The organism is Bradyrhizobium sp. URHD0069 (genome assembly GCF_000701345.1).
GTDB lineage: Bacteria > Pseudomonadota > Alphaproteobacteria > Rhizobiales > Xanthobacteraceae > Bradyrhizobium.
The window spans coordinates 29,197-40,773 of the sequence record NZ_JNIJ01000013.1; the positions used below are offsets into that span (position 1 = coordinate 29,197).

The 11,577-nt window shown below is 59.5% G+C and carries 10 protein-coding genes and 1 tRNA gene; 6 read left to right on the top strand and 5 right to left on the bottom strand.

The features are described from left to right. Nucleotides 1-139 precede the first annotated feature (139 nt). The 5 genes from N554_RS42650 to N554_RS0107805 all read left to right on the top strand — a co-directional run bounded on the left by N554_RS42650 (nucleotide 140) and on the right by N554_RS0107805 (nucleotide 4,041). On the top strand, nucleotides 140-793 hold the full coding sequence (locus N554_RS42650; RefSeq protein ID WP_036052653.1) for a DUF4145 domain-containing protein: 654 nt from the start codon (nucleotides 140-142) through the stop codon (nucleotides 791-793). A gap of 67 nt (nucleotides 794-860) precedes the next feature. Then, the gene (locus N554_RS0107790) at nucleotides 861-1,733 is read left to right on the top strand and encodes an HAD family hydrolase (RefSeq protein WP_029582955.1); all 873 of its coding nucleotides are present in this window, start codon (nucleotides 861-863) and stop codon (nucleotides 1,731-1,733) included. After that, nucleotides 1,726-2,481: a hypothetical protein gene (locus tag N554_RS0107795; RefSeq protein ID WP_156041843.1), complete on the top strand. Its 756-nt coding sequence runs from the start codon at nucleotides 1,726-1,728 to the stop codon at nucleotides 2,479-2,481. The genes N554_RS0107790 and N554_RS0107795 overlap by 8 nt, the downstream gene beginning before the upstream one ends. A 359-nt stretch (nucleotides 2,482-2,840) precedes the next feature. Next, nucleotides 2,841-3,266 carry a Panacea domain-containing protein gene (locus N554_RS0107800; protein ID WP_210165372.1) on the top strand — a complete coding sequence of 142 codons (426 nt, stop codon included), beginning with the start codon at nucleotides 2,841-2,843 and terminating at the stop codon, nucleotides 3,264-3,266. Nucleotides 3,267-3,348: 82 nt separating this feature from the next. After that, entirely contained in the window at nucleotides 3,349-4,041 is a 693-nt protein-coding gene (locus N554_RS0107805) for a hypothetical protein (RefSeq protein ID WP_156041844.1), read from the top strand. 184 nt (nucleotides 4,042-4,225) lie between these two features. On the opposite strand, the gene N554_RS0107810 is transcribed toward N554_RS0107805, so the two are convergent. The 3 genes from N554_RS0107810 to N554_RS38045 all read right to left on the bottom strand — a co-directional run bounded on the left by N554_RS0107810 (nucleotide 4,226) and on the right by N554_RS38045 (nucleotide 7,897). Beyond that, nucleotides 4,226-4,301: transfer RNA gene (locus tag N554_RS0107810), tRNA-Lys, on the bottom strand. Between the two features lie 151 nt (nucleotides 4,302-4,452). Beyond that, nucleotides 4,453-7,128, bottom strand: coding sequence for a glycosyltransferase (locus tag N554_RS0107815; RefSeq protein WP_029582959.1), 2,676 nt, complete (start codon nucleotides 7,126-7,128; stop codon nucleotides 4,453-4,455). Nucleotides 7,129-7,312: 184 nt separating this feature from the next. Beyond that, a complete protein-coding gene (locus N554_RS38045) occupies nucleotides 7,313-7,897 on the bottom strand; it encodes a hypothetical protein (RefSeq protein WP_029582960.1) in 585 nt (194 codons plus the stop codon). Nucleotides 7,898-8,144: 247 nt separating this feature from the next. Between N554_RS38045 and N554_RS0107825 the strand changes: the two genes are divergently transcribed. Next, nucleotides 8,145-9,770, top strand: coding sequence for a glycoside hydrolase family 17 protein (locus N554_RS0107825; protein ID WP_029582961.1), 1,626 nt, complete (start codon nucleotides 8,145-8,147; stop codon nucleotides 9,768-9,770). Here N554_RS0107825 and N554_RS0107830 read toward each other — a convergent pair. Both N554_RS0107830 and N554_RS0107840 read right to left on the bottom strand, forming a co-directional pair. Beyond that, complete coding sequence (locus N554_RS0107830) at nucleotides 9,730-10,110, bottom strand: hypothetical protein (protein WP_029582962.1); 381 nt, start codon at nucleotides 10,108-10,110, stop codon at nucleotides 9,730-9,732. The two genes, N554_RS0107825 and N554_RS0107830, sit on opposite strands and share 41 nt — an antisense overlap. Before the next feature lie 180 nt (nucleotides 10,111-10,290). Further along, nucleotides 10,291-11,505, bottom strand: a complete 1,215-nt coding sequence (locus N554_RS0107840) for a hypothetical protein (RefSeq protein ID WP_051677378.1) — start codon at nucleotides 11,503-11,505, stop codon at nucleotides 10,291-10,293. Nucleotides 11,506-11,577: the final 72 nt, after the last annotated feature.

An 11,577-nucleotide genomic window follows, 5' to 3' on the forward strand; every position in this document is an offset into this window, starting at 1 on the left:
GGCAGCAAAAAAACGAAATAGCACAGCGAGTTCGTTACTTTTCTTACGAACTCTGAGAACAACCACGATCCCCTCGCATGTTAAGTTGTGCGAGGGGTCCTTCAAAAGTAATAATCAAAGGGGTAGTTCGGTGGGGGAAATGAACATTATCGGAGACCTGTCCGGCGTGAGCAGGTGTCCGCATTGCTCTGTCGCAGCGCCCCAACTGAAGCAAGTTTGGGTCACCCCTAATGCTCTTTTCATACCTAGTAATCCGCTCGTGGGACGGCTGTGGGCCGCATATCAATGCACGACATGTTCCGACGTTATCTTAGCAAAGTGTGCGATAAGCCGAAGGCCCAGTGTGGGAAGTGGATTTATACCTGCTCCGAAGGTCGAACAGCTGTTCCCTTACACAAAATCAGCCCACGCTGATATACCGGAGCCAGCGCGAACCTTTCTTCAGCAGGCATATGACACACTGCATGCTCCCGACGCCGCCGCGGTAATGGCGGGAAGCGCAGTCGACGCAATGCTAAAGAAGCACGGGCTGAGCCATGGTTCTCTCTACTCGCGCATCGACGAAGCTTTGGCGGCCAATCTTCTAACGAAAGGCATGGCGGACTGGGCTCACGAAGTTCGGCTTGGTTCGAACCGCCCGCGCCACGCGGACGCGGAGAAACCGCACGTTTCCTCTGAAGAAGCCAAGCAGTCAGTCGATTTTGCGGAAGCTCTAGGTAATTTCTTGTTTGTCCTGACGGCAAGGATCACTCGGGGTATCGAAGCGTCGAAGACGGCGGAGCCTGCGGCCTAGGCGTGCAGCAGGGGATGAAGCCACCATCGCGATTGCAAATCCAGTCTCAAAATGCGGTTATGCTCGCATGAAAAAAACCGCGCTGATCACTGATCTGGACAACACCCTGTTTGATTGGGTCGAGCTCTGGCTAAACTGCTTTTCATCCATGCTCGATAGCATCGTCGAGATAAGCGGGATTCCGAAGGAGAGGCTGCTGCCCGAGATTGCCGCCATTCATCAACGGCATGGCACATCAGAATATTCTTTCTTGATTGAAGAGATTCCTTCGCTTCAATCCGTCCTCAACGGTGGCAAGGCAACTGAAGTCTTTGCGCCATCGATTGATATTTACCGAAGCAAGCGGCGCGAACACTTAAATCTGTATCCGGCAGTCGCGGAGACGTTGCTGAAGATAAAGGGCCGAGGCACACGCATCATCGGCTATACCGAATCAATGGCTTTCTATTCCAACTATCGCGTCCGCCGGCTCGGGCTTGATGGGGTGCTGGACCATGTTTTTTGCCCTGAGGATCACAAGTTGCCGGACGGCCTGTCGGAGAAAGACCTACGCAATTATCCTGCCACGCATTACAGCTTGAGGTATACTAAGCAACAGTTCACACCAAAAGGCTCGAAGAAGCCCGATACAGCCGTGCTGGAAGCGATTATCGATGACCTCAATCTCACCAAAAGCGACTGCGTGTACGTCGGCGACAACCTGATGAAGGATGTCGCGATGGCGGTTGATTGCGGGGTGGAGGATGTTTGGGCCAAATACGGCCAGGCTCACAAGCGGCCAGAATACAAGCTGTTGCAAGACGTCACGCATTGGACCCGCGAAGAAGTTGAGCGGGAGCAAAAGATAAAGGACCGAGAACACATTCATCCGACGCACACGCTGCACAACGGGTTTTCAGAGCTTCTTGAACTATTTGAGTTCGGTGCCTTCCGTGGCTAACGATCTAAGACTTCGCGACGAACGCGCAAAACAGGCGATTGACGTTTGGAAAACCATCGTTGGAGTGCAAATGCATTTCAACGAGATTGGCATGCGCGTGAGAGGCTTGTTCGTTACCATTTTGGTGGCCCTGTTTGCATCCATCGGGTTTCTGTTGGACAAAAAGCTGTCACTACAGATTTGGCGGATCAATGTTCAGTTCGCGACCGTAGTGCCGATCTTTGGAATCTTCGGTACGATGCTGTTCTATCTCATCGACCGATATTGGTTTCACCGGCTGCTCAAAGGTGCGGTCACCCACGCAATTCAAATCGAAAAAAAGTACCGCAGTCAGCTGCCCGAACTCTCCTTGAGCGACGAAATCGGCAAAGAGAGTTCCTTTAAGCCGACGGGTATCTTATGGCTGGTGGCAACAATTCTTGTTGGTGACGAAAAGTTTCAGAAGAAAGGACAGCTTCACTCAGATGGTAAGCTTGAGATCTTTTACAAATCCATGATGGTTGTTCTCGCGGTGACGTCCGTGCTGCTCGCAGTTTTGGGTGGGGTGACGCTCGACAAGAAAGGCGATCCTAGTTTTACGAAGCGTGAGCAGCTTACGAAACAGCCTTTGACGCCTCCAGCTCCCGCCGCACAGCCCGTCGGCACTCCAACACCAACGCCCAGTCCCACGCCGATCACTCCGCCTGCTCCTCCTGCGGTAGTCCCTCCAGCGGCTCCGGTGGTGCCGCCTGCGCCACCGAAAAATTAGCAGCGTGTAGTGTGACGTGAGGCCTAGCGTCGCCGCCGCATAGCGGATCGGGAGCCATCGCGTTGCCGCGCCTGGCTAGTGTCTCATTTTGAATTATCCCCGCCGTCTTTTTCAGATAAAGTCGTCCAATGACTTGTTCACTATTCGTTCTCATGATACGTTTGCCTCGACTCGGGCGGCTGTTGATTGCGGGGGAACGTTGCGGGGCCGGCGACGTAGCCAACCAGCGGCCAATTCGGCACTGTATAGAGGCAAGGCCCCGACTCTGGTAACGCACGGTCATGTATGAAGCTCGCAAGATATGCAATTTCCTTCTGGCGAATTTCGACGCGGTCGAGTTCGACCTCACCAATCTGCGTATGAACAAGCTGCTGTTCTTCATTCAGGCCGGAGCCCTGCGGCAATCGTCGGAGGGTTTCATACGCAATCATTTCGAGGCTTGGCAGTTCGGACCCGTCATCCGTCCTGTCTTCGATGCCTTCAAAATCCACAAGGAAAGTCCCATCACGGAACCTGCTCAATACCTGGACTACGGCTTAGGAAAGCATATTCCGGTCCCTTATGACGACATCCGCGAGGATCATCTCAAGATCATCGTCCGAGAATTCGAGAACTACAGCCGCTTCACGACGGGCCAGCTTGTGTCGCTCTCCCACGAACCCAATGGACCTTGGGACATCGTATACAGGGCACACCTCGCCGATCCCACCCTAAGCCCGCGTATTCCGAACCACCTTATCCGCCGGCATTTTGCTGGGGAGGAGAAATCCACAGTCCGTCATTAACGGTCCGTTTAGGATATATTGTGCCAGCCAGCCGAATCAGCCTACCGCTCAATGTTCGGCTCCATGTCACAGGAGGACCTAGATGGCGGGGCGCGGAAAGTACTTTGAGCTTTTAGATTTTCCCAAATTTGCATACCCGTCAGTAGTCGGCATGGATGCCACTCAGACCGCAGGCAACCTGATAGAGCGGTTGGCTGGTGGTGGCTTCATGTCCTACAGCATGATCTGGCCTCGCTTGGAGCCGATCGTAGGAGGCTACGCGACCGAGTCGTTCATCACGACGGAGTTCAGCCCCTACGAGGAGGACTGGAAGAACAACAGCATCCAAGACGTCGTGCGGCTCCTCAAGCAGCACTTCGGCGGTCGCGGTCGCTGGTACAGGCATCCGGTGAGGCCGACCAAGGTTCTTGGGTTTTGGTTCAAGCCCAGCATCAAGGGCGTGTGGTGGGTCGATGGTCAAGCTTACGCAGTCCTGATCAATGCTCGGAAGCAGCAGCGGCTTTTCCCGGAGCATGTGCGCTTCCTCGCTCGGGGCGTTCACGAACTGCATTGCATCGACGATCCGAACGATCCGATCCCGCTTATCATCGATGTGAGTGAGCCGGACAAAGGCCACGGTAGGGTGCTCAGGGCGCACGTCATGCCGGTCGAGAAGGCTATCTCGCTCGACGAGTTCGACGAAGCCGTCCGCCAATTCCTCAAGGCGCTGGAATTAGCAGGTGTGGCTCTGCCAACGGATGCGGTCGATGTCATCGATCTATTTAAGAAGAAGTAGGCGTCACTAGCTGATGATCGGAAGCTCGTTCGATGGCCAACAGGCAAACCTGTTTGGGGCGCATTGCTGCCTGCACGCCGGATCAAATGACGAAACATGCGGCAATTGTCGCGCATGTCGCACCTGCGTCGCACCTAGGATAAAGATCCAAAAGGCCGAAAACGCGCTAAGTTATTGATATGATTGGTGAGCGCGGAGGGACTCGAACCCTCGACCCCATGATTAAAAGTCACGTGCTCTACCACCTGAGCTACGCGCTCACTTGCCGCGCTGTGTAGGGGCCAGCTTGGTGCGGGTCAATAGCGCGACCACCTGCAAATGCGCCGTTGCGAGACGGCAGATTTTCAAGGCAACGCCGGCTGTTAGCTAGCATTCTTCAAGCAACAAGGCGCCCACAGAAAATCTGTCTGGTCAACTGGCTTCCCGATGAATGTCGGAAGTGACCGGTTGCGAGCTGCCGACCACTGTCGGCATCGCCACCGGGCGCAAGCCGATCAGCTCCGCGGTCCTGACGGCAGAACTGCGCCAGAACGAAAACGCGTTGACGCGTGAATTTTCCAGAATGGCAAGCGCCACGGCCGACAGGAACGGCAGGCTTTCCAGCACCAGGACACCCGCGAACACATAGATCTCGCGGACTTCCTTGTAGTTGTTCGTAACGACCAGCACAGCCGCGCCGACGAGCAGCAGGGTGCCGATGACCGCTTCCCAAAACGCCTGGAACTCGATCGACATCCGCGACAATCCGCCTTTTGAGGTGCGGGCGAACGGCAGGTGCTCAGTGATCAGACCGTTGGCCACCGCGCGCGAGACGGTCCATTGCACCGACATCGCCGCCACCATGGCGCCCAGCATCTGACCCCACTTCACCGGCACGCGAAGACGGTACAGCGCCATGAAATGCACCAGCGAGACCACAAAGGCGGCGATGATCGGCAGCGTCAGGATTTTGTCGGGGATGGCGATGTCGGCGAAGGCAACAATCGGGACCCAAATCAGGTTGAGAATGGCGACGAGCACGCCAAGGCTTTCGGCGCCCAGCCAGTTCAACCAGCCCAGCGCAAATTCACGCCGCTGATCGGGCGACAGCCGGCTCGCGCCGGGAAGGAAACGCCGCCAGTGCTTCTTGACGATCTGGAAACCGCCATAGGCCCAGCGGTGGCGTTGCTTCTTGAAGGCCTCATAGGTGTCCGGCAGCAGCCCGTGCCCATAGCGGTGATTGGTGTAATGCGTCAGCCAGCCGTGCTCGATGATCGCGAGCCCAAGGTCTGTGTCTTCGCAGATGGTGTCGCCGGCCCAGCCACCAACCATGTCCATCGCCGCGCGCCGGATCAGGCACATGGTGCCGTGAACGATGATGGCGTTGGCCTCGTTGCGCTGGACCATGCCGATATCGAAGAAGCCGGCATATTCGCCGTTCATGATGTAGTGCATCAGCGAACGCTCGCCGTCGCGATGGTCCTGCGGTGCCTGCACAAGGCCGACGCGTGGATCGGCGAAGACCGGCACCAAATCCTTCAGCCAGTCCGGCTGCACGACATAGTCGGCATCGATGATGCCGATGATCTCGGCATCGGCCGCCGTGCGGTCCATGGCGATGCGCAGGGCGCCGGCCTTGAAGCCTTCGACCTTCTCGGCGTTGATGAACTTGAAACGTTCGCCCAGAGCGCGGCAGTGATCCTGGATCGGCTGCCAGAACTCGGGATCGGGGGTGTTGTTGATGATGACAACACATTCGAAATTCGGATAGTCCAGCCGGGCGACCGCATCGAGCGTCTGCTTGAGCATTTCGGGCGGCTCGAAATAGGCCGGCACATGAATTGAGACCTTCGGAAATGTCTCAGTTCCCGCGAGCGCCGGCTCCGCCGACTGTCCCTGCACCAGCAGCCGGCGAGGGTTTCGGCCAAAGGCAATGGCGGCGATTTCCTCGATCCGGGCCATCGCAATCAGCACTAGCGGAACCAGAAGGATCAATCCCAGGGTCAAGGCCAGGGCCGAACCGAAAACGAAGTAGTGGCCGGCCCAATAGGCGAAGACGGTTGAGACCCACGCGCCGACGCCGTTCGCCGCCGTCGACAGCATCAGCGCCTGCATCACGGTCGGCTCCGTGAGCCGCAGAATTGGCAGCGATATCAGGACGCCGACCAGCAAGGCGATGATCGCGAGATTCCAGTAGTTCTCGTTGACGATCGGTCCGGTCCAGGCGAATTTTGGCTCGCGGGCCGCATCGAGAATGCCCCAATAGGGTCCGACGCCGCCTTCAAAGAACTTCCAGGGCTGATCGATCGCTTCGACGATGTTGTAGTCCATGCCGATGGCTTCGGCGCGCGTGACGAAATTGCGCAGCACCGACGCTTGCTCGAACGGGCCAGGTTCGGCATTTCGCAAATTGTAGCCGGCGCTCGGCCAGCCGAACTCCGCGATCACGATCCGCTTGCCGGGAAACTGGTCGCGCAAGAGCTGGAACATCGAGACCGCCTGGTCCACCGCCTGCTTGTCGGTGAAGTTTTCCCAGTAGGGCAAAACGTGGGCGGCGATGAAGTCGACGGAGTAACCGAGCTGCGGATTGTCGCGCCATATGTTCCAGATCTCGCCGGTGGTGACGGGAACGTTGACGGACTTCTTTACCCGCTTGATCAGCTCGATAAGGTCTTCGACCTTTTGCTCGCCGCGATAGATCGTCTCGTTGCCGACCACGACGCCGATGACGTTGCTGTTGCGCCGGGCAAGACTGATCGCGGCGTCGATCTCGCGCTCGTTGCGATCGGTATTCTTGTCGATCCAGGCGCCGACGGTAACCTTGAGGCCGAATTCGGCGGCAATCGGCGGAACCAACTCGACGCCGCCGGTCGAGGAGTAAAGCCGGATCGCTCGCGTCAGCGGCGCCAGTTTCTTGAGGTCAGCGCGGATTTTTTCGGCGCTGGGAATGTTGTCGACGTCGGGATGCGCCGTGCCCTCAAACGGGGCGTAGGAGACGCTCGGCAGCGTACCCCGGAAATCGGGCGCCTCCTGCTTCCCCTGAAGTAGACCCCAAAGTCCGGCGTGAGCAGCGGTTACAAACAACAGAACGGCGACGACGGCGCGCATCGCGACTAAACCATACGGGGCCTGCATTGGAGGAAACGAACCCGTCCCCTAGGTTCGACCGTCACGGCGGCAATTCAGGATATTCCTGCCACGTGATTTAACAACTGGTATGACGCCATGGCGTTTTAAGGGCGCGAATGACGGAACTAGCAAAAATTGCCGATCGTTCCGGCAGCCGCGAAGATTATTTTGGCGGCGCCGTCGGCGAGCCCGCCGGCTGAGGTGTGGCGGGTTGCGGTGAGGCGGGCGCCGCGGCAGCACCGGCGGTCGAAGGCGTCGGGGAGGCGGCAGCCGCCGCCTGCGGTTGCGCGCCCGGATTGATCCAGCACGCGTGGATGCGATCGCTGAGGCTCTTGGCCACCTTGTCGTCGATCTGCCCGCCAAACCGCGTCAGGCAGCGGAAGGTAGCCTGGACGTGTCCACCGGGACAGCCGAACCGATCATAGAGATCGAGGTGACGAAAGGCGGTGTCGAGATCGTCGAGCCACATCAAGCGAACGACGCGACGGCCGAGCCAGACGCATTCGGGATTCCCGCCCGGGCCATTGATGGCCTGCGAGGCTTCGACGAATTCGTCGGTCTTGCGCTGATTGTCTTTGGTTGCATCGGCCGCCGCCGCATTCGCGGCGGCTGGTTTGCCGGACTGATCCTGGGCCCGCGTGTCGCCGCTCTGGGCAAAAGCACTGCCAATACCGATCAGGAGGGTTAGCCCGGGCACGGCCAAGTGGCGCAGAACCGCATGTTTAACCTGAAGCACCCGTCGACGCATAACTTCCCCGATTTGTTGCCTGCCCGCGGCCGGCGCGCACGCGCCAGCTTGATGCCGTCCAAATAGGTCTCCAATGCGGCGGAGACGCCAAGGGATTCCCATGACGGACATTTCGGATTTTGTCCAGCAAACTCACAACTTTATCGCGATGTGGTAAAGCGGTCGGGCGGCAGCGCCTTCGATTGCGCATATCCTGCTCTTGGCAGACGGCCGGTGACCGGTTAATCGACGGACCCCCACCCGGAGGATGGAACCGATTTCTCGTCGTACGCCAGTCGCGCTTTTGCTCTTATCCCTGGGTGCAATTGCTGCCGTGTGGTGGTGGCAGGCCACACCTATCAGGCTGGTGCGCGCGCCGATCGATCCCAACGCCAAGCTGTTGTGCGTGTCCTACGCGCCGTTCCGCGACGCTCAGACGCCGCTGGTGCAGACCACCCAGATCGCTCCGGAGCAGATCGCCCAGGATCTGGCGCAACTCGCCAAAATCTCCGATTGCGTGCGCACCTATTCGATCGAAAACGGTCTCGATCAGGTTCCGGCGCTTGCCGCAAAAGTCGGGCTGAAGGTCATCCAGGGGATATGGCTCGGCAATAACCGCCTGAAGAACCTCGCCCAGATTGCGACCGTCGTGCGTCTGACCAAGGAGCATCCCGCCGTCATCACCGCGGTGGTCGTCGGCAACGAGGTTCTGCTGCGCGGCGAGATGACGACAGCCGACCTCGCCGCCACTATCCGCTCGGTCAAATCGCAGGTTTCGGTTCCGGTCACCTATGCCGACGTGTGGGAATATTGGCTGCGCAATCGGGAAGTCTATGACGCGGTCGATTTTGTCACGATCCACATCCTGCCTTACTGGGAAGACTTTCCGATCCGCGCCAGATATGCGGCGGCCCATGTCGATGCCATCCGCAAGCGAATAGCGGTCGCATTCCCCGGCAAGGAAATCCTGATCGGGGAGACCGGCTGGCCGAGCCAGGGACGAATGCGCGAAGGCGCGTTGCCGTCGCGCACCAATCAGGCGCGGGTGGTCTCGGAAATCCTCGATCTGGCGAAACGAGAAAACTTCCGCGTCAACCTGATCGAAGCTTACGACCAGCCATGGAAACGCCAGCTCGAAGGCACGGTCGGCGGATATTGGGGCCTGATCGATTCCGTCCAACGCGCGGTGAAATACCCGCCGGGCGAGGCCATCAGCAATTTTCCGTTCTGGAAGCTGCAGATGGGCTGCGGAATGGCGCTGAGCATTTTCACATTCGGCGTGGCCTGGCTGACGCTGCGCCGCCGGCCCTGGACGCCGCGCCTTGCATCCTGGATCGCAGTCGGAACCTCCGCGACCACCGCCGGGATCTTGTTGGGCGTCGCCGGCGACAAGATGTTCTATGAAAGCTACGGCATTGGCGGCTGGCTTGGCTGGGGCGCGTTGCTGACGGCCGCCATCGCTTCGCCCTTGCTTTGCGCCAACGCCTTGATGTCGGGGCGGGCGCTGCCGACATTTTTGGAGTTACTGGGCCCGCGCGAAACCAGAGCCCGATCGATTCTGACGATCATGCTGGGCGCCGTGCTGGTCGTGACCACGTTGATCGGCGTCGAGACCGCGCTCGGCTTGGTCTTCGACCCCCGCTACAAGGATTTTCCGTTTGCCGCGCTGACCATGGCGGTGGTGCCGCTCTCAGCGCTGATGCTGCTCAACCGTCCGCAGGACGGCGTACGCCCCATCGCCGAGTCGGTATTTGCCGGCGTATTGGCGGGATCGGCGCTCTACACGGCGTTCAACGAGGGCCCGGACAACTGGCAGTCCCTGTGGACCTGCATGATGTATTTCCTGCTCGCGGTTACGCTGTGGCGGGCGCGGGCCGTGCAAATCCCAAAATAAGCAGCGCGATCGCGGTACCCGATAGGCCGTTATTGTAGAGCACGATGCCGAATCCGGCGGCGATCAGCCCGCCCGTGAGCAAAACGATCGACGGCCGGATCACGTGAAGCGTCGCAATGATGAGTGCGACCACCCCGAAGACCGAATTGCGAAACAGGTAGGTCGCGAGCAGGCGGGTCTTGCACAGCATCGTCTGCAAACCGGCATCGCAGGCCAGCGCCACCGGCGAGAATTCGATCGCGAGATAGCGCAGATAGAGCGCATAGCCGACGGTGACAAAGCCGACGACGAGCAGCCATTGCACCTGATAGGGCGTCAGCCGAAACGGAGTTTTTTTCACGGGGGCATTTTCCGGCTAAGTGGAATCCGGTTAGTCGCAAGAAATTGCGGCTGACCAACCGAGGCGAATATGGTCGGGAATGCGCGGCGGGACAACCCGGGCGGCGACGTTTTCGATCCCGCCAAAGCGCATGAAAAATCGATGCCAAGCCATTGCCATTATAGCGTTTATTGGCGCAGGCTACCGTCGGCCGAACAGCGAAGAGACGGTGGAAGGGTCGGGATTTTTGGGCGGATTTTCGATTGTCGTCGCTCCCTTTGGCGTGCTTCGCCTGCGCACGGTAGGCGTGGTCGCAGCAGGATTGGCGGCGGCGGCCGGATCATCGGCCTTCATGACAAGGCGTTGACCGTCGAACACCGTGGTCGCGCAGGTCCGGTCGTTTTCGATCATGACGGCGCAGATTTTTGCCGCCGCCGCAGCATCGCTGAGCGGTCCGGCGACCAGCCGCAGCTGCATGCCTAATCCGTTGCTGCCCTCCCTCACCACGATGAGCGGGCGCAGCGTCGTCAGCACTGCATTCGACCGCGACTTGAGCAGTCCGCGCCACAGCGCGCGCAAGCCGCCGACCGAATTGGCACCCCCGACATCGACGCCGAATTCGGTCCGCTGTACCGCGAATTTAGGCACTGCATCGGCTCCCGCATCCTCGGCAGGTGTAACCAAGGCAACTACTTCCGGCATCGGCGCGGCGGTGATGGTTTTCGCGGGCTTTTCCGGTTCGATCAGTTTTGTGGCCGCCGCATCGGGTGGGGCCATCATCGATTTCGACGCCACCAGCGGCGTTGCCGGCGCGGCCGTCGGCGCGGCTGAGGTTCCCTGCCCAACCGGTGAGACCGGGACCTGGACTTGCTCGGGAGCAGGGGCGGCGTCTGCACGCGGTTTCTCGGCTGTGGCGGCTACCGCTGTCGCCACCGGCGACACCGCCGGAGCAGGGGCCGCATTTTGCGCCGTCGGCTGCGGCTCTGCCGTTGTGGAAGAGCTGGCAATGGCTGGAGTCGAGGCCGCGGCAGAAGTTTTCCGCGCAATCGCGCCGGTTGCGGAATCCAGTTCCAGGACCGTGACGCGGGAATACAGCCGGTCGCGATCGCTGTTTAGCGTGTCGATGGCGGATGCCAGCCGCCGCGTCTCGTTCTGGCTTTCCTTGGCGGCCGACTGGATTTGCTGCGACTGGCGCAGCAGATCGGCTGCCGCGAGCTGTTCGCGGCGCAATCCGATCGAGGATTGGTTGGCGTAGAGGGCAAGGGTTACCGCGCCGACCGCGGCAACACCCCACGATCCGAGCCGCCAGACAGAGCGCCGGTCGAACTCCTCCTCCTCGGCCAAAAATCCGGTCAGCGAGCCGCCGGGGTTTTCGGTGTCCAGGCTGCCAGCCAGATGGTCGTTATTCCTTGCCATACGACGCCTTCGGCCCTCCCGAGGCCTGCCGAATCACACGGCAAACATTAACAGGAAATGGGCCCCGGTCCT

What these genes read in the sequence shown, in the direction of transcription:
- N554_RS0107800 (WP_210165372.1), top strand. Translation starts at nt 2,841, where the DNA reads ATGAACAAGCTGCTGTTCTTCATTCAGGCCGGAGCCCTGCGGCAATCG.
- N554_RS0107815 (WP_029582959.1), bottom strand. Translation starts at nt 7,128, where the DNA reads ATGCGCGCCGTCGTCGCCGTTCTGTTGTTTGTAACCGCTGCTCACGCC.
- N554_RS0107790 (WP_029582955.1), top strand. Translation starts at nt 861, where the DNA reads ATGAAAAAAACCGCGCTGATCACTGATCTGGACAACACCCTGTTTGAT.
- N554_RS0107805 (WP_156041844.1), top strand. Translation starts at nt 3,349, where the DNA reads ATGGCGGGGCGCGGAAAGTACTTTGAGCTTTTAGATTTTCCCAAATTT.
- N554_RS42650 (WP_036052653.1), top strand. Translation starts at nt 140, where the DNA reads ATGAACATTATCGGAGACCTGTCCGGCGTGAGCAGGTGTCCGCATTGC.
- N554_RS0107825 (WP_029582961.1), top strand. Translation starts at nt 8,145, where the DNA reads ATGGAACCGATTTCTCGTCGTACGCCAGTCGCGCTTTTGCTCTTATCC.
- N554_RS0107840 (WP_051677378.1), bottom strand. Translation starts at nt 11,505, where the DNA reads ATGGCAAGGAATAACGACCATCTGGCTGGCAGCCTGGACACCGAAAAC.
- N554_RS38045 (WP_029582960.1), bottom strand. Translation starts at nt 7,897, where the DNA reads ATGCGTCGACGGGTGCTTCAGGTTAAACATGCGGTTCTGCGCCACTTG.